Consider the following 17,672-nt stretch of genomic DNA (forward strand, 5'->3'; position numbering starts at 1 on the left):
GATGCAGCTGACACAGGCCGGCACGGCGGGTGAGGATACGCTCAGCGCACCGTTTCCGCTCGCGACCGTTGCCATGCATGCCACGATGATCCTGCTGTCCTTCGTGGCGGTGTTCCCGGTCTGCTGGATGGTCGTCTCGTCGCTGAAGGCCGAGAACGAAATCTTCTCGACGCGGCTCTGGCCGGCTTCACCCTCGCTCGACAACTACGCCTTCGTGCTGGCGCAGATCCCGATGCTGCGCATGCTCGCGAACACGACGATCGTCTCGGCCGCGACCGCCCTCTTGCAGGTACTGACCGGCCTGCTGGCGGCGTATGCCCTGACGCAATGGCGCTTCCGCCTGTCGGGCCTCGTGCATGGCTTGATCGCGCTCTCCTGGCTGGTGCCGTTCCAGGTCACGATGATCCCCAACTATGTGCTGGCGTCCCGGCTCGGCCTGCTCGACACGCTGACCGGACTGGTCGTGCCCCATGCCGCGGCCGCTTTCGCGGTCCTCATGCTCTACCATGCGATGAAGTCGTTTCCGACCGAGGTTGTCGAGGCGGCACGTATGGACGGGGCCGGACGCTGGCGCATCCTGTGGGAGATCGTCGCGCCCAACATGCGCGCCTCGCTCGCCTCGCTCGGCATCCTTGCTTTCATTTCGTCATGGAACGAGTATTTCTGGCCGCTGCTGCTGTCGCGCAGCATCGAGAATTCGGTGGTGCAGATCGGATTGCAGATGTTCATGACCCAGGAAGGCAATCTCTGGGGACCGCTGATGGCCGCCTCGACACTCGCCAGCCTGCCGATCCTGGTCATCTATCTCGTCCTGCAGCGGCAGGTGATCGAATCCTTCATGAAATCAGGACTGCGCTGATGACTATCCCCCACGACCGTCTCCTCCGGCTGCAAGGAGCGCACAATATCCGCGACCTCGGCGGCTACGCCGTCGCCGACGGCAACGAGACGAAATGGCGCGCCGCTCTCCGTGGCGACGGTCTGGCCCGGCTGAGCGCCGGCGACCGGGCGATGCTGCTCGGCGAAGGGCTGCGCACCGTCATCGACCTGCGCAGCCGGCACGAGCGGGAGGCCGAGCCGAACCCGTTCGAGGGCCATCCCAATGTCTGGTTCCACAATATCCCGCTGTTCGGCGCGCTGGCGCCGATCGAAGCGGCGAAAGCTGCGGTTGGCCGGTTCGACATGGCGGCGCGCTATCGCGAGGCCATCGACCGCTGCCAGGACCAGATCGCGCAAGTGATCTCGACGATTGCCTCGGCGGAAGACGGCGTCGTGCTCTTCCATTGCAGCGCAGGCAAGGACCGGACCGGCATCATCGCGGCGTTGCTGCTCTCGCTCGTCGGCGTGGACGACGACACGATCGTCGAGGATTACGTCTTGACCGCAGCGGTGGCGGCGCCGCTGCTCGAACGGCTGCGCGCCGAGGCGATCGCGCGCGGAGGATCCGCGGAACTGGTCGACAGCTTTCTCACCAGCAAGCCGGACACGATGCGCGGGTTGCTCACCCATATCGCGCAGGCCCATGGCGGCACGGCCGCCTATCTCGCGACGATCGGGCTCGACCCCTCGACCCTGGCGACGCTCAAGCGGCGGCTGACTTCGCCGGTCGCGTGACGTTTCGTCGCGGCCTTTCCCAAGCAGGCGAGGCGCTGGCTCGCCGCCGCTTCACCCGCTTAGCCTCCTCTTTTGCCACGGGTTTTTGTCGGAAGCCGCGCGACACTTTTGCGAAACCTGCTTGGGAGTCGCGACGATTTGCCGCCGGTTGCAAACAGAAAAGCAGCTTCGCGGAACTGGAAATCCCGATGCCGATGGAGCATCATCGCTCGGTTTTTCCAGAAGAATCAAGTATTCTCCTGGAATCCCGGGAGGAACGGAGGATGGCCTTAGCGCTCGTACTCGTTCTTGTGGTCGTGGGCTCGGTGCTCTTTCACCTGTTCAGCCCGTGGTGGTGGACGCCCATTGCATCCAACTGGGACTATATCGACCACACGCTCATCATCACGTTCTGGATCACCGGCGCCGTCTTCTCCGCTGTCGTGCTCTTCATGGCCTATTGCGTCTGGCGGTTCCGCCACAAGGAAGGCGCGAGCGCCCATTACGAGCCGGAGAGCAAGCGGCTCGAATGGTGGCTGACCGTCGTCACCGGCGTCGGGGTCGCGGCGATGCTGGCGCCGGGCCTCTATGTCTGGTCGCAATTCATCACCGTGCCCGAGGACGCCACGGATGTGGAGGTCGTCGCCCAGCAATGGCAGTGGAATTTCAGACTGCCCGGCGCCGACGGCAAGCTCGGCACATCCGACAGCCGGTTGGTGAGTCCCGAAAACCCGCTCGGCGTCAATCCGGATGACCCCAACGGTCAGGACGACGTGATCGTCGAGGCGGCCGACCTGCACCTCCCGGTCGACAAGCCGGTCAAGATGCTGCTGCGCTCGATCGACGTGCTGCATGATTTCTACGTGCCCGAATTCCGCGCCAAGATGGACATGATCCCGGGCTCTGTCACCTATTTCTGGTTTACGCCGATACGCACGGGAAGCTTCGAGGTGCTCTGCGCCGAACTCTGCGGCACGGGCCATGGCTTCATGCGGGGCGTCGTCGCGGTGGATTCCGAAGTGGACTACCAAGCCTGGCTGCAGGAGCAGATGACCTTTGCCCAGCTGTCCACTCCGGAGAAGGTGGGCGCGCTCGAACCGGCCGGCGACGGAGCCGAGCCATGACGATGGAGGAGGCGGCCTAGCATAAGACGTTTCGCGACGGTCCGGGCCGCCTCGGAAATCCCGTCGAAGGAGGTAGAGTGATGGTCGATATCACACCTCGCGCGGCCGACGCCGTTCCGCCCGCCGAAGTTCCCGACGTCGAGCTTTACCATCCCCACAGCTGGTGGACGACCTATGTCTTCTCGCAGGATGCCAAGGTCATCGCCATACAATATGCCGGCACGGCGATAGCGATAGGCCTCGTGGCGCTGGTGCTGTCCTGGCTGATGCGACTTCAGCTCGGCTTTCCCGGCACCTTCTCCTTCATCACGCCCGAGGCCTACTATCAGTTCGTCACCATGCACGGCATGATCATGGTGATCTATCTTTTGACCGCGCTGTTCCTCGGCGGCTTCGGCAACTACCTGATCCCGCTGATGGTGGGCGCCAGGGACATGGTGTTCCCCTATGTCAACATGCTGAGCTACTGGATCTACCTGGTCGCGGTTCTCGTGCTGACGGCAAGCTTCTTCGCCCCCGGCGGGCCGACGGGCGCCGGCTGGACGCTCTATCCGCCGCAGGCGATCCTGTCGGGCACGCCCGGCGGCCAGCAGGCCGGCATCATCCTGATGCTGGTGTCGCTCATTCTGTTCATCATCGGCTTCACCATGGGCGGTCTCAACTATGTGGTGACCGTGCTGCAGGGCCGCACCCGCGGCATGACCCTGATGCGCATGCCGCTCACCGTCTGGGGCATCTTCACCGCCACCGTGATGGCGCTGCTCGCCTTCCCCGCGCTGTTCGTCGCCTGCGTGATGATGCTGTTCGACCGCCTGCTCGGCACCAGCTTCTTCATGCCGGCGCTGGTCGAAATGGGCGAACAGCTCAGCTATGGCGGCGGCAGCCCGATCCTGTTCCAGCACCTATTCTGGTTCTTCGGTCACCCCGAAGTCTATATCGTGGCGCTGCCGGCCTTCGGCATCGTCTCCGACCTGATCAGCACGCACGCACGCAAGAACATATTCGGCTACCGGATGATGGTATGGGCGATCGTCATCATCGGCGCGCTGAGCTTCGTGGTGTGGGCGCACCACATGTATGTCAGCGGCATGCATCCGCTGTTCGGCTTCTTCTTCGCCACCACCACGCTGATCATCGCCGTTCCCACCGCCATCAAGGTCTATAACTGGGTGCTGACGCTGTGGCGCGGCGATATCCATCTCACCGTTCCGATGCTCTTCGCGCTCGCCTTCATCGTCACCTTCGTCAATGGCGGCCTGACCGGACTGTTCCTTGGCAATGTGGTGGTCGACGTGCCGCTCTCCGACACCATGTTCGTGGTGGCGCATTTCCACATGGTGATGGGCGTGGCGCCGATCCTCGTCATCTTCGGCGCGCTCTACCACTGGTACCCGAAGATCACCGGCCGCATGCTCAACGAGGCGATGGGCCAGTTCCATTTCTGGGTCACCTTCATCGGCACCTACGCCATCTTCTTCCCGATGCACTATGTCGGGCTGGTGGGCGTGCCGCGGCGCTACCCCGAGCTCGGCGAGACCGCCTTCATCCCGGAATCGGTCCAAACCCTCAACGGCTTCATCACGATCGCCGCCCTGGTTGTCGGCTTCGCGCAGATGGTGTTCCTGTTCAACCTGTTCTGGAGCCTGCGCCACGGCCGGGAGGCCGGCGGAAATCCGTGGCGGGCGACCAGCCTGGAATGGCAAACGCCGACGACCCCGCCGCCGCACGGCAATTGGGGCAAGGAACTGCCGGTCGTCTATCGCTGGGCCTATGACTACAGCGTGCCGGGCGCGCCGGAAGACTTCATCGCGCAGAACGACCCCAGGCCGCTCGGCATGAAAGCGGGGGCGGCCGCATGAGCGTCATCCTCGTCTTCCTGCTGGTGATCGCCGGCGTATCCTTCTGGTGGCTTTCCCAGCAGCGCCTGATGTCGAAGCCATGGCTCGAGCATGGCGACGTGCTGCCCGAGCTGGAATCGACGGGGATACCGACGGCGAAGCTCGGCATGGTCGTACTGCTGGCCGTCATCGGCTGCCTGTTCGCGCTGTTCTCCAGCGCCTTCTTCATGCGCATGGCCGTCTCCGACTGGCAGGCGCCGCCGCTGCCGCGCATCCTGTGGCTCAACAGCCTCATCCTGGTGCTGAGCAGCGTGGCGCTGCAAGGCGCCGTCTCGGCCGTGCGCAAGGGCGACGCCGGCACCACGCGGCTCGCCCTCGCGACCGGCGGGTTGACCGCGCTGGCTTTCCTGGCGGGCCAGCTCGTGGCATGGCGCGAACTCGCCGCCGACGGCTACCCGCTCACCGCCAATCCGGCCAACAGCTTCTTCTATCTGTTGACCGGCATGCACGGGCTGCACATCGTGGCCGGTCTCGTCGGGCTCAGCGCCACCACCGCCAGGGCGTGGCAAGGCGAAAGGCCGGAAAGCCTGAAGAGCGCCGTCGAGCTCTGCGCCATGTACTGGCACTTCCTGCTGCTCGTCTGGCTCGGGCTGTTCGTCCTCATTGCCGGCTGGGCCGCCAGCTTCATCGACATCTGCCGCCAATTGCTCAGCTGAGGAACGAGCCGATGGCCGAAACCACGATTACGACACAGGAAAGGCCAGGCGGGCTGTCCGGTATCGCAGCCGATTGGTCGTCCGACCAGCGGGCCTTCAAGAACGTGTCCTGGGGGAAGGCCATGATGTGGATCTTCCTGCTCTCGGACACCTTCATCTTCGGCTGTTTTCTGCTCTCCTACATGACCGCGCGCATGTCGACGACGGTGCCGTGGCCTAACCCGAGCGAGGTGTTCGCGCTCCATATGTTCGGGCAGGACATACCGCTGATCCTGATCGCCATCATGACCTTCGTGCTGATCTCGAGCAGCGGCACCATGGCGCTGGCGGTCAACTACGGCTACCGCCGCGACAGGAAGAAGACAGTCTGGCTGATGCTCGCTACGGCGGCGCTCGGCGCGACCTTCGTCGGCATGCAGGCCTTCGAATGGACCAAGCTGATCAGCGAGGGTGTGCGGCCCTGGGGCAACCCGTGGGGCGCGGCGCAGTTCGGCTCGTCCTTCTTCATGATCACCGGCTTCCACGGCACCCATGTCACGATCGGCGTGATCTTCCTCATCATCATCGCGCGCAAGGTCTGGCGCGGCGACTTCGACCGTGGAACGCGCGGCTTCTTCACGAGCCGCCGGGGACATTATGAAAGTGTCGAGATCATGGGCCTCTACTGGCACTTCGTCGATCTCGTCTGGGTGTTCATCTTCGCGTTCTTCTATCTCTGGTGAGGGCAGGACATGGCACAGGCAGCCGCACACGGCCAGGCACAGGAAGAGGCGCTCGCCCCGGTGGCGCATGCAGCCGAAGGCCACCAGCAGCATCCGCTGAAAGTCTATTTCGTCGTCTGGGGCTGGCTGTTCGTGCTCAGCGCCTGCTCCTACCTGGTGGATTATATCGGCATCCAGGGCCATCTGCGCTGGTCGCTGATCCTGATCTTCATGGTGCTGAAGGCCGCGCTGATCGTGGCGGTGTTCATGCATATGGCCTGGGAACGGCTGGCTCTCGCTTACGCCATCCTGTTGCCGCCGATCGCTGTGCTGGTCTTCGTGACCATCATGGTGGTGGAATCGGACCACACGCTGCTGTCACGCATGGTCTATTTCGGCCAGTGAGATACGGAAAGGCCGAGCGTTCGTCACGCCAGGGCGTGCACCGCAGCCAGATCCAGCGCTTCTTCCGCGAAACGCCGCATGCGGCGTTCGGCGTGCGGGACTTCGGGCCGCTGCGCGATCCAGCCTATGTAGGTGAGGCTCCTCAGGACCAGGAACAACGGCAGGGTGGCCAGATCGTCGTCGGACAGTGCGCGCCGGCTGCGATAGCCCGCGACGAGCGATGCCCGGATGACGTCCCAGGCAGGCTCGTTCAGGTTCTTCGACAGAGCGGTGGCGATGTCGAACATACGCCAGCCGAAACCGGCATCGTCGAAATCGATGAACGCCACCTCATCGCCTCTCACGAAGATGTTCTCGCGCACCAGATCTGCGTGGATCAGGCCGTAATCGAGCCCGTTCTCCGCGAGGCGACGAAGGTGGGGACGAAGCGAGTGCCTGAGCGCACTCAAGGCCTGGCTCTGCGCGGTTGAAAGTCCTTCGCAATCCCAGAAACGCCCCCACAAGGGCGCATTGCCCAACAGGCCGTCGAGGTTCCAGGCGTGACGGCGGAAACCGGCGGGAAGCATCCAGCGGTCCGACAGAGAGTGGAGATCGGCCATGCCCGCGCCAACCGCCGCGAAGATCGCGGCGAGCCGCTCGGGTGGATGCGCCAGCGGAACGCCGGTCTCGCCGAGCGGCTCGCCGTCGACCCAGCTCATGACGTCGGCGTGCTGCCTGCCCAGTTCGGCACATGCCGGAAGTTCGACGAGCAGGTTTCCGTCCGCCGTCGCGAGCGGAGACGGGGCATTGATGCCGCCGGCGCGCAACATGGCCAGCCAGGCGAGTTCCGAGCGCAGCGCGGCCTCGTCGTGGTAACCCGGACGATGAAGCCGCAAGGCCGCCGGCCGGCCGCCGAGCTCGACCCTGAAGACCGCGTTCTCGCGATATTTGAGGAGTTGCGGCCGGGGCTCGGACGGCGACCAGCGGGCAAGGGCCTCGCGCGCCCGCGCAGCGAGCGCCGGCGCAAGATTTTTCGGCAGTCCGGCAGCGGCGCTCAAAGGCGGCTCAGCGCATCGTCGAGCGCCGCCAGCATCATGTCGGCATTCTCGATGGTGAACGGCATGGGCGGGCGTATCTTGGTGGCGTTCTGGTGGATGCCGAGCTTGCCCATCAGGATGCCGTTCCGCCGCATGTCGTTGATGACCCGGGTCGCGAGTTCCGCATCCGGCACCCTGCCCTTGCAGTCGGCCACCAGCTCCGCGCCGAAGAACAGACCGCTGCCGCGCACATTGCCGATGACGCCGTGTTTCTGCGCCAGACTTTCCAGGCCCTTGCGGGCATGGTCGCCGACGACGACCGCGTTCTCCTGCAGCCTCTCCTCCTCCAGCACGTCCAGAACGGCCATCGCCGCCGCGCAGGAAACCGGGTTGCCGCCAAAGGTGTTGAAATAGCGGAAGGCCCTTCGAAAGGCATTGAGCGTGTCAGCCCCGGCGACGACGCCGCCGATCGGATGGCCGTTGCCCATCGGCTTGCCGAGCGTGACGATGTCGGGGACGATGCCGGCACGCTGGTGTCCCCAGAAATGTGACCCTGTGCGGCCGAAACCCGGCTGGACCTCGTCGCAAATGACAAGGCCGCCGGCCTTGCGCACGGCGGCGACCGCCGGAGCCAGGAAACCGGACGGCAGGTCGGGAAACCCTTCATTCGCAAAGAAAGGATCGACGATGAGAGCCGAAAAGCCGTGCGGCGTCTCCTGCAGCGAGGCGATGGCTTTCTCGACCTCATTCGCGAAGGCTTCGGCGAAAGGTGCTCCCGGCATGCCGCCCAGCGGCCGATAGCTGTCGGGCGCAGGCACATGCCGGACGTGACCGCCATAGCCGCCGACCGGCGGCATGCGGGTCGAGAGCTGCGACACCGCGGCCGTGTTGCCGTGGTAGGTGTGGTCGGTAGCGATCACACCCGTCCGGCCGGTGACGGCCTCAGCCATGCGCAAGGCCACGTCGTTGGCCTCGCTGCCGGTGCAGGTGAGGATCGCCGTGTCGAGGCTGGCGTCGAAGGTCGCCGTCAGCCGCTCGACATAATCGAGAATGCCCGCGTGCAGGTAGCGCGTATGGGTGTTGAGCGTCGCCGCCTGCCGCGCGATCGCTTCGACGACGCGCGGGTGACAATGGCCGACATGCGGCACGTTGTTGTAGCAATCGAGGTAGCGCCGGCCGTCCGCATCCCACAGCCAGACACCCTCCCCACGCACGATATGCACGGGATCCTCGTAGAACAGGGCCATGTTCCGGCCGAGCAGCCGCTCGCGGCGAAGCAGCAGGTCCGATGTCGTGGACATGTCGATCTCCCGTTTCGACGGAGCCATGGGCCATGGCGGACAGGATCGGAATCATGTCGTCCGGGAAGAGCGCCGGCAACGACGGCGGAATCGGCAGGACGGCAGATAGTTAACACAGAAACTAGTTTGTAGGCCGACGCCACGGAAGTCAATATGCAAACTCGCGGCTTGAATATCGTACCATCATGGGGCCGGTTCCGGAACGATGAGGCGGACCCCGGTCACGGCGCCGCGAACCGCGCCGGTCGCGATGAGATCTTCGTGGCGGCCATGATGGCGGCGTCCGGCCATTCGCCCGCCAGACGTGGTCCATTTCAGCCTCGCCGACGCGAGAGACCGTTCCGTGTCGAGCCGATGCTATGGAAGACGCGACAGGATCTCGTAAGCTACCGCCAGATCCTGCGCCGCAACGCCGAGCGATTTGTAGATCGTCACATCGTCGTCCCTCAGGCGGCCGGCCAACGACCGGTCATAGACGCGACCGATCTCGCCGAGGATGTGTCCCTCTGTGACGACGCCCGCATTCAGGGCGTCGATATACTCCCCCGCCTGCGCCTTGGCGCCAGCCAGCGTGTCGACGAAGAACCGTCCGCGGGCGACCCCGGCGTCGTCGATCTCACGCGCCGAGGCGACGCTCGCCCCGACCAGGTTCACGTGCTGGCCGGGTTGCAGCCACTCACCCCTGAGGATCGCCGTCGGCGACGCGGTCACCGTTACGACGACATCGGCTCCGGCAACCGCTTCCTGTGCCGAAGCGACGGCACGAATGGAGAGGACCGAGTGGGCGTGGCGCGCCGCGAAAGCCTGAGCTTTGGCGAAAGTGCGGGTCCACACCCTGACTTCCTCAAACGCCCTGACCGCCAGATGGGCCGGCAGATGGTGCTCGGCCTGCTCGCCGGCGCCGAGGATCGCCAGCACGCGCGCATCCTTGCGCGCGAGCGCGCGCGTCGCCGCGGCGCTCGCCGCGGCCGTGCGCTGCGCCGTCACGCTCGCGCCGTCCACCGCAGCGATCGGCCGGCCAGTTTCCGTGTCGAACAGGAGGATGACGCCCTGGTGGCTGGACAGGCCCCGCTCTGGATTCCGCGGGTAGAGACTGACCAGCTTGATGCCATGCACGGCCGGCGACGACAGGCCTCCCGGCATGATGCCCATGGCATTGCCCGATCCGAGCGGCATCAGCGAACGGAGCGGCAGGACCGCCTGGCCGCGCGACACGGCGACCATTGCCTTGGCGACCACATCGATGCACTCGCCGATGGGCAGCGCCGCATAGACTTCTTCAGCCGATATCTGCCGCATGTTCGGGAACCTGTGTCTTGAGAGGGCCACTCACGATGCGCGCAGCCAGGTGGGCGAGGATGACGATGCAGAAGGTCGGGATCGCGGCGGCTATGAAGATGAGGTTGATTCCAAGGCCCGACGAGGTGCGGGCGAGATTGCGCATCAGGAAGCTGCGGCCGGGATCCAGGCCCGGTCCGAAGAAGGAGAAATACAAGATCGGCACGACCAAGAGCGCAACGGCGACGACCAGCGCAACGCGTGCAAGGCGGCCCGACCAGCCACGCGCCGTCTCGTCGCGGCGCGTGACCGCGGGGTCCAGACCGCGTCGAAAGGCGGCGGTCGCGCCGAGCAGCCCGCCCCACACCATCAGGTAGCGGGCGAGTTCCTCGGTCCATCCCGGCGGCGATCGCAATCCATAGCGTGCAACGATCTGCACCCCGATCACCGCGACCATCGCGACAAGCGCCGCCTTGGCGGACAGGAGGCAGACGCGGTCGATCCGATCGCTGGCAGCTATGAGGGCACGGGCGGCCCGGTTCACTGCCTTGTCTTCTCCGCCGCCGCGACGAAGGCCTCGACCGAGTCGGCCGGCATGAGCAGCGGCCACGTCTTCTTTGCCCGCTCGACGAAATCGGCGCGCGCCTCGGGCGTCAGCCTGGTGACCGTAACGCCGAGCTTCTCGAGCTGCGCCAGTTCCTGCCCGGCCGCCTCGTAGGTCCATTCCCGGTTGCGCAGATTGGCCTCGCGCACGGCCGTGTCGACCTTGCTCCGTTCCTCGTCCGACAGTCCGTCATACCAGTCCTTGGACATCAGCGCCGAGCGGAAGGGCGTCCCCGCGCCGGCGTCCGTGTAGTATTTCAGGAAGTCGGTGTGCTTGAAGATGAAGGCAACGACAGGCGGATTGACATATCCGTCGACCATGCCTTGCTGTACGCTCGTGGTGAATTCGGGCATGTCGACGACGACGCCGGCCGCTCCCCAATTCTTCAGCAGTTCCATTTGCGAGGCGTCGATGGCACGCATGCGCAGCCCCTCGAAATCGGCCGGTTTCTCGATCGGCTTCCTGGTGTTGAAGAAGCCGACCGTGCCGCCAAGCCCGGTCAGACCGGCGATCTTGATCCCCTGTTCCTCCATCCTGGCGGCGATGGGGGCGAGCAGATCGGTCCCGTCCAGCGCACGGAACATGTGGGCCATGTCGTCGAACATGTAGGGAGCCATGAAACCCTGCACGCGCGGATCGACCTGATTGATCATGACGAAGTTCGTCACCGCGACCTGAAGCAGGCCTTGCGAGAGCTGATCGACGAGCTCGGGATCCTTGCCGAGCGCTCCGCCGGTATAGACCTTGGCCTCGAGCCCAGCCTCGTTCAGTTGCTTGGCGACGTCCTCGGCCCAAACCCAATCGGCACAGACCGGAACGGCCGGGCAGCCGACTGCAATACGTATCTCATCGGCCGACGCCGCCTTCGCGCTGAGCGCGGCAGCGGTGGCGAAGAGGGCCGCGGCCAGGCCGCGAAAGGATTTCCTCAGCATTCCAATCCCCTTTGCTTCCTATTGTTTCATGCTCGAATTCAATGCAGCAGCCCGGCCTGCCGAGGAATGTAGAGGGTGATTTCCGGGAAGACGACCAGGAGGACGAGCACGATGATCTCCAGGACGAAGAACGGAATGATGGCGCGCGCCAGCCTGAGATAGGGCACGCCGCTCATTGCCGAGACGACCATCAGCGACCCGCCGACCGGCGGCGAGATCAGCCCGATCGTCAGGTTAAGGCACGTGACCACGCCGACATGGACCGGATCGGCGCCGCCGGCGATCGCCGCCGGGATCAGCAGCGGCACCAGAAGGACGAGCGCCATCGTATTGTCCATCACCATGCCGACCACCAGGAAGACGAGCGCGATCAGCAGCAGATATTCGAGGCCGGATAACCCGGCGCTCTCGACCAGCCGCAGCACGGCGTCCGGCACGCCCTCGATCGCTATCAGATAGCCGAACACCGCCGCCGAGAAGAGAATGACGAAGATGGCGCCGGTCAGCGTCGCAGCGCGCTCCAGCGCGCCGCCGAGATGGCCGCCAAGGCTTTTCAGCGCGCTTGCCGGCGTCGATCCGGGTTCCATCCACGAATAGACGAAGCTGATGGCGAGCGCCGCCGCCACCGCAAGCGCCGCCGCCTCGGTCGGCGTCACCACACCGAAGATGATGCCGGCGAGCAGGATCGACGGCACCAGAAGCGCTGGCGTCGAGCGGATCAGGGTCTGCGCGACAGGCGGCATGTCGACGTCGCGCCCGCCGGGGTGGTTGTGGCGCCGCGCCGCCCAGGCATTGTAGGCGAACAGGCCGCCCGCCAGAAGAAGTCCGGGCAGGACGCCGCCGGCGAACAACGCCGCCACCGAGACATTCATGAGGGCGCCGTAGAAGATCATCACGATCGACGGCGGGATCAGCGGCCCGAGAACCGAGGAGGCGACCGTCAGCGCGGCGGAGTATTCGCGCTTGTAGCCGCGCCTCTCCATCTCGGGCACCAGCGCGCTTGTGATGGCGGCGGCGTCGGCGACGGCCGACCCGGACATCGAGGACAGGAATATCGCCGTCGCCACATTGACGTGGCCGAGGCCGCCCCTGAAACGGCCGACGATCAGAACTGCGAGGTCGATCAGAGCACGGGTGATGCCGCCGCGACTCATCAGTTCGCCCGCCAGGATGAAGAGCGGCATCGCCAGGAAGGTGAAGACATCGAGCTGGGAAAGAACCCGTTGCGGCAGAATTGCCAGATGGCGCGCCTCGTCGGCAGCGACGAAGCTCAGCACGGCGACCGCTCCCGTCACATAGGCGATGGCGACGCCCCCCGCGAGAGTCGCTGCGGCATACAGGGTGATCAGTAGCCAAGCCATCGATGGATCGCACCTGCGTTCGAGTCATTCTTTTTCCGATCGGAAAATTTGTCAAACTAATTTTCCGATGCTACTTGTTTCTGGTGATCCATGGAGGCGATGATGGCGTCGGCGGGGAGATCCGAACCGGAAGACGACGTGCGCGAGGTCGCTGCTTTCGGCTTGCGCCTGCGGCGCCTGCGGCAATCGGCCGGAATGACGCTCAAGGAGTTGGCTGAACGAGCAGGTCTTGCCGTGTCGACCATTTCCAAGATCGAGAACGACCGCATGTCGCCGACTTACGACGTGCTGCTGCGGCTGGCGGGCGGCTTGTCGATCGACCTTACCTCGCTGCTGGAAGGGCCCGCGCCCGCGGCATCCCAACCGCTCGGCCGTCTCAACGTCACCCGCGCCGGGGAACGCCGGCGGCATCCGACGGGCACCTATGTCTACGAGCCCTTCGCCACGGGGCTGAGGCGCAAGCTCATGGACCCGACCTTCGTGACCGTGACCGCGCGCAGCATCAACGAATTTCCCGGCCTGATCCGTCATCCCGGCGAAGAACTGGTCTATGTGATCTCGGGGACCGTCGAGCTGCATGCCGAATTCTACGCGCCGATCCGGCTCGAGGCCGGCGACAGCGTCTATTTCGACGCTACCATGGGCCACGCCTATGTCTCGGTCGGCCCCGAGGACGCGACCATTCTCAATATCTGTTGCGGTACGGGCGGCGTTCCGCCCGTCGAACTTCCGAGAGCGCTATGACGACACTGACCACGGCGGAATACGAGGCGTGCGATGCGACCGGCCTCGCGGCGTTGGTCCGCAGCGGGGAGATCAGCCCGCGCGAGCTCGCGCAGACGGCGATCGCGCGCATCGAGGCGCTCAACCCGCTGGTCAACGCGGTGATACTGAAAGCTTACGACCAGGCGCTGGCCGAACTCGACACCCGTACTGATCGGCCACCCTTCCTCGGCGTGCCCTATCTCATCAAGGACCTGCACGCCCCCGTACGCGGCCTGCCGCTGACCAATGGCAGCCGTATGTTCGTCGATCCGCCGGCGCCCTTCGATTCGACGCTGGTCGCGCGGCTGCGCGCCGCCGGCTTCGTCATGCTCGGCCGCACGAACTCGCCGGAATTCGGGCTCAGCGCCTCGACCGAGCCGCACCGCTATGGCGCGACGCGCAACCCGTGGAACCTCGATCGCATCGCCGGCGGCTCCAGCGGCGGCGCCGGTGCGGCCGTGGCAAGCGGCATGCTGCCGGCGACACATGCAACCGACAGCGCCGGCTCCATCCGGATTCCAGCCTCCTGCAACGGGATCGTCGGACTGAAGCCGACGCGCGGCCTCAACCCCTATGGGCCGCATCGCGGCGACGCGGCCCATGGCATCAGCCATGAGAACGCCGTATCCCGCACGGTTCGCGATACCGCAGCCATCCTCGACATCACAGCCGGACCCGATGTCGGCGCACCCTACTTCGCGCGCCCTCCATAAGGTGGGTTCGTCGCGGCGATCGCCCGCCCGCCGAAGCGGCTGCGTGTCGGCTGCTGGACCCGGACGCTGCGGGATGAGCCGGTGGACGCGGAATGTTCGGCAGCCGTGCAGCACGCTGCCACCCTGCTCGAAGACCTCGGCCACGATGTCGAGGAGGCAAGGCCGGAGTTCGACTGGAAGCTTCTCATCGATGCGCAGATGAACGTATTGATGAGCGGCCTCGGCCCGATGGTCGCCACGATGGAACGACTGAACGGCAAGCCGGTCACGGAAAGCGATCTCGAACCGCTGACCTTCGCCATCGTCGCCCGTGCTCGCCAGGAGAGCCTGGAGCGCTATCTGGACAGCCTGATGCGGATGCAGCTCGAGGTGCGCCGCATGGCGGCCTTCTTCGAGACCTTCGACATCCTGGTGACCCCGACCATGACCGCGCCGCCGCCGCAGCTCGGCTGCCTCCCGACCGATGGCCGCGATGTCGACGGCTTCCTCGCCAGGCTCTTCGACCTCGCCCCTTTCGCAGCGCCCTTCAACGCCTCCGGCCAACCCGCGATCAGCCTGCCCCTGCACTGGTCGGCGGGCGGACTGCCGGTCGGCGTCCAGTTCGCGGGCCGCTATGGCGAGGATGCCACCTTGCTGCAACTGGCCGCCCAGATAGAGGAAGCGCAGCCTTGGGCTTCACGGCGCCCAAAACTCGCCTGAAGGGAGCCGGCGTTTCTCGGGCGCGGACTCTCGTGCCGACTTCGCTGCGCGACGCAACGCTTCCGCTCGGTGTCGATCGCAGCTTTCATCGGCTTGCACGACAGAGCTCCAAGCCCGGGCGGGCGAGCGCCAGGGTGATCGCCCGCCAACGCCTTCTCCCGTCGAGGGGAGAAGGCGCCGCCGGCGATCAAGCCGGAATCACCAGCGCAGCCAATAGGGGAACCCGTCCCGATTGCGCGAGGATGGCGTGAGCGGCGTCCTCTTGTCGGCCGGGATATCCACGACCTTGCGGTAGAGGTGCCAGGTCGCGTGGCCGAGCACCGGAATGACCACCGCCAGCCCGGCGAGCAGCGGGATCGATCCGATGAGCAGCGCGACGGCGACGATCAGGCCCCACAGGAGCATCGGCACGGGATTGGCCAGCACGGAGCGAGCCGACGTCTCGATCGCGGCATAGGCGCCGACGTCGCAGTCGAGCAGCAGCGGAAAGGCGATGACGGTGGTGCTGAGCACGACCAGGGCGAACAGGAAGCCGATCAGATTGCCGACGATGATCAGCGTCCAGCCGCGCTGGGTGGTGAAGAGATCGCCTAGGAACGCTGCCGTCGACTCCGGAGCAGCCGACCCGTAGAGCCAGGCGTAGAGCCCCTGCGCGACCAGCAACCAGGTGACGAACAACGCCACCAGCATGATGCCGATGGCCGCAATCGCCGGCAGGGCCGGAGAATGCCTCACATCGAAGGCATGCGCCCAGGAGGTGTCGAGGTTCTGCTCGCGGCGCCGGCTGATCTCGTAGAGGCCGATGCCGGCGAAGGGGCCGAGCAATGCAAAGCCCGCCATCAGCGGGAAGATGAGCTGCAGCGCGTTGCCGCCGGACGTCCATGTGATCAGAAACACCCCGACGATCGGGTAGATCAGGCACAGGAACACATAGTGCGAGGGCTTGTCCCAGAAATCGTCGAAGCCTCGTCGCAAGGCATCGAACACATCCGCGACCGATATGCGCCGGATCGCGGGATGCTCGAGCGTGTTGCCGGTGCCTGCGTACACATGGAAGCTCGCCATTGCCACTCCTCCTGACCAGGTTGGGGTGGGTCGCGGCCCGGGTTCGTCATAATGGCCACGCCGAACCGCGACCTGCACCACAGCGACCATAACGCAGTCGTGACAATTTGTCGCCCCCGTGCCCGGTCGAGCAGAACGCACCGGTCAAGAGCGCCTCCTCGGCATCGGCAGGCTAAAGCATGTCTCCCGAAAGTGGGTCCGGTTCGGAGCAAAGACATGCGTCAAATCAAAGACCTGCAGCGTGCTGCGTGAACCCGTTTTCACGCAACCCGCTGTAGAGTAGATGACTGCCTCGACGAGGAACGGTCCGGTCTGTCGCAATGCGGCCTCGAAGGCGGACCGGAAAGCCGGCCACAGTGTCGACCTTGACCGCGTGGCGAAGACGACGGGGACGACATCGAGGCGCCCGCGCGCCTGAGTCCATTGGACCAGAAACGCCTGCGCGCCGACTACCAGGAGAGCAAATTCGATATCGTCAGGCCGTCATGGGACGCGACGTGATCCGGCGACGCCGTGGGACGCCCTCCCGCAACCTGCCTAGGTTTTGCTCTGTCCTCTGCCGGACCTGCGCCGCAACCAGACATAGCCGCCGACCAAGGCTGCGGCCGGCAGGCCAAGGGCCGCAACCGGGCCCGGCGCCGAGCGGCTGACCTGGTAGAGCTGGCCCTGATGGCCACTCTGGAAGTTCTGGGCAAAACTCGGAGCCGTCGCCAGAAGCGCCACGGCACCCGCGAACAGCAAGGCTTTGAGATGTGTCATTGAGGCCCCCGATCACTGTTGGAACGACCAAACCCTGGCTAAGCATCATAGCGCGGACCAAGGCGTCCTTCGGCCTGTGCTAAAGGCGTATCTGCTTCAACCAACAGTGGCCTGACGGCATCGACGCTGCGACCATTGCGCTACCGGGGCATGCACACATCTCCCGGCCTGCCGCTCAACGACGACAGGATGTTCCTGGAGTCCGAGGGCGCGAGGGCGCGCTTGTCGACCTGACGAGGGGCGTTGCGCGCAGCACGGGACACGCCCTGGATCTCCAGAGCTGCGGGGCGTCACCGCCAGATCGTCTCGCGTTTCGAAGACGCTCTGCGCGAGCGCCCGGAGGAGATGCTTTCCCGTCCGCCGTCTGCGGAGCCGTCGGCGTCGCGGAGAGAACGCTCAGCCTCGCCTGTCAGGAATCTCTCGGCAGGAGCGCCACGCAATACGCCGGTGATCGCCGCCTCGATCTCGTGCGATGCGGTTGCTGGCGTCCGGTCCCGCAACTCACCAGGCTATGCACCATGGTTTTGGAAGCCTGGCCGTTTCGCCGAGGACTTCGCGTGAGTTTCGGGGCGCGCCCCTCCGACACGTTGCGGCGACAGCCCGGGCAGCGTCGAGTTGCCTATCGAAATCCCAAGAGGAAAAATGGTGGAGCCAAGGGGAGTCGAACCCCTGACCTCTTGAATGCCATTCAAGCGCTCTCCCAACTGAGCTATGGCCCCACACCCGGCCGAGGCCGGCGCCGTTTCCGGCGAAGAGGTCGGCCAAGGCTTTACGCCCCGGCCAGTACGAGGCGGCTTCTAGC

At 65.4% G+C, this 17,672-nt stretch carries 16 protein-coding genes, 1 tRNA gene and 1 pseudogene; 9 read left to right on the forward strand and 9 right to left on the reverse strand.

The window, feature by feature from the left end; genetic code table 11:
- Position 1 precedes the first annotated feature (1 nt).
- The 7 genes from JN280_RS04855 to JN280_RS04885 all read left to right on the forward strand — a co-directional run bounded on the left by JN280_RS04855 (position 2) and on the right by JN280_RS04885 (position 6,377).
- On the forward strand, positions 2-859 hold the full coding sequence (locus JN280_RS04855; RefSeq protein ID WP_202310364.1) for a carbohydrate ABC transporter permease: 858 nt from the start codon (positions 2-4) through the stop codon (positions 857-859).
- Positions 859-1,614 carry a tyrosine-protein phosphatase gene (locus tag JN280_RS04860; protein WP_202310365.1) on the forward strand — a complete coding sequence of 252 codons (756 nt, stop codon included), beginning with the start codon at positions 859-861 and terminating at the stop codon, positions 1,612-1,614. The genes JN280_RS04855 and JN280_RS04860 overlap by 1 nt, the downstream gene beginning before the upstream one ends.
- 263 nt (positions 1,615-1,877) lie before the next feature.
- Positions 1,878-2,717 carry a cytochrome c oxidase subunit II gene (locus JN280_RS04865; RefSeq protein ID WP_202310367.1) on the forward strand — a complete coding sequence of 280 codons (840 nt, stop codon included), beginning with the start codon at positions 1,878-1,880 and terminating at the stop codon, positions 2,715-2,717.
- Positions 2,718-2,797: 80 nt separating this feature from the next.
- On the forward strand, positions 2,798-4,576 hold the full coding sequence (ctaD, locus tag JN280_RS04870) for a cytochrome c oxidase subunit I (protein WP_202310369.1): 1,779 nt from the start codon (positions 2,798-2,800) through the stop codon (positions 4,574-4,576).
- Positions 4,573-5,271 carry a cytochrome c oxidase subunit 3 gene (locus JN280_RS04875; protein ID WP_202310371.1) on the forward strand — a complete coding sequence of 233 codons (699 nt, stop codon included), beginning with the start codon at positions 4,573-4,575 and terminating at the stop codon, positions 5,269-5,271. Before ctaD ends, JN280_RS04875 begins: the two co-directional genes overlap by 4 nt.
- An 11-nt stretch (positions 5,272-5,282) precedes the next feature.
- On the forward strand, positions 5,283-5,993 hold the full coding sequence (locus JN280_RS04880) for a heme-copper oxidase subunit III family protein (protein ID WP_202310373.1): 711 nt from the start codon (positions 5,283-5,285) through the stop codon (positions 5,991-5,993).
- Between the two features lie 9 nt (positions 5,994-6,002).
- On the forward strand, positions 6,003-6,377 hold the full coding sequence (locus JN280_RS04885; RefSeq protein WP_202310375.1) for a cytochrome C oxidase subunit IV family protein: 375 nt from the start codon (positions 6,003-6,005) through the stop codon (positions 6,375-6,377).
- A gap of 23 nt (positions 6,378-6,400) precedes the next feature.
- Here the strand turns inward: JN280_RS04885 and JN280_RS04890 are convergent, their stop codons facing one another.
- The 6 genes from JN280_RS04890 to JN280_RS04915 form a co-directional block, all read right to left on the reverse strand.
- Positions 6,401-7,414 (reverse strand): phosphotransferase, encoded by a 1,014-nt coding sequence (locus tag JN280_RS04890; RefSeq protein WP_244742991.1) that lies wholly within the window; start codon positions 7,412-7,414, stop codon positions 6,401-6,403.
- Positions 7,411-8,694, reverse strand: coding sequence for an aspartate aminotransferase family protein (locus JN280_RS04895; RefSeq protein WP_202310377.1), 1,284 nt, complete (start codon positions 8,692-8,694; stop codon positions 7,411-7,413). Before JN280_RS04895 ends, JN280_RS04890 begins: the two co-directional genes overlap by 4 nt.
- Positions 8,695-9,051: 357 nt before the next feature.
- Positions 9,052-9,993, reverse strand: coding sequence for an ornithine cyclodeaminase family protein (locus tag JN280_RS04900; RefSeq protein WP_202310379.1), 942 nt, complete (start codon positions 9,991-9,993; stop codon positions 9,052-9,054).
- The gene (locus JN280_RS04905; RefSeq protein ID WP_202310381.1) at positions 9,974-10,516 is read right to left on the reverse strand and encodes a TRAP transporter small permease; all 543 of its coding nucleotides are present in this window, start codon (positions 10,514-10,516) and stop codon (positions 9,974-9,976) included. Before JN280_RS04905 ends, JN280_RS04900 begins: the two co-directional genes overlap by 20 nt.
- Positions 10,513-11,508 carry a TRAP transporter substrate-binding protein gene (locus JN280_RS04910; RefSeq protein WP_202310383.1) on the reverse strand — a complete coding sequence of 332 codons (996 nt, stop codon included), beginning with the start codon at positions 11,506-11,508 and terminating at the stop codon, positions 10,513-10,515. The genes JN280_RS04905 and JN280_RS04910 overlap by 4 nt, the downstream gene beginning before the upstream one ends.
- Positions 11,509-11,546: 38 nt before the next feature.
- Entirely contained in the window at positions 11,547-12,869 is a 1,323-nt protein-coding gene (locus JN280_RS04915) for a TRAP transporter large permease (RefSeq protein ID WP_202310385.1), read from the reverse strand.
- Positions 12,870-12,971: 102 nt separating this feature from the next.
- On the opposite strand from JN280_RS04915, the gene JN280_RS04920 reads away from it, so the two are divergent.
- Positions 12,972-13,613: a helix-turn-helix domain-containing protein gene (locus JN280_RS04920; protein ID WP_202310387.1), complete on the forward strand. Its 642-nt coding sequence runs from the start codon at positions 12,972-12,974 to the stop codon at positions 13,611-13,613.
- Positions 13,610-15,046, forward strand: a pseudogene (locus JN280_RS39300) (amidase). Before JN280_RS04920 ends, JN280_RS39300 begins: the two are co-directional and overlap by 4 nt.
- Before the next feature lie 198 nt (positions 15,047-15,244).
- Here JN280_RS39300 and JN280_RS04935 read toward each other — a convergent pair.
- The 3 genes from JN280_RS04935 to JN280_RS04945 all read right to left on the reverse strand — a co-directional run bounded on the left by JN280_RS04935 (position 15,245) and on the right by JN280_RS04945 (position 17,589).
- On the reverse strand, positions 15,245-16,111 hold the full coding sequence (locus tag JN280_RS04935) for a DUF2189 domain-containing protein (protein ID WP_202310391.1): 867 nt from the start codon (positions 16,109-16,111) through the stop codon (positions 15,245-15,247).
- A 537-nt stretch (positions 16,112-16,648) separates the two neighbouring features.
- Positions 16,649-16,870, reverse strand: coding sequence for a hypothetical protein (locus tag JN280_RS04940; protein WP_202310393.1), 222 nt, complete (start codon positions 16,868-16,870; stop codon positions 16,649-16,651).
- A 643-nt stretch (positions 16,871-17,513) separates the two neighbouring features.
- Positions 17,514-17,589 (reverse strand) — tRNA-Ala (locus JN280_RS04945).
- Positions 17,590-17,672: the final 83 nt, after the last annotated feature.

Origin of the sequence: Mesorhizobium sp. L-8-10, assembly GCF_016756635.1 — a bacterium.
Taxonomy (GTDB): domain Bacteria; phylum Pseudomonadota; class Alphaproteobacteria; order Rhizobiales; family Rhizobiaceae.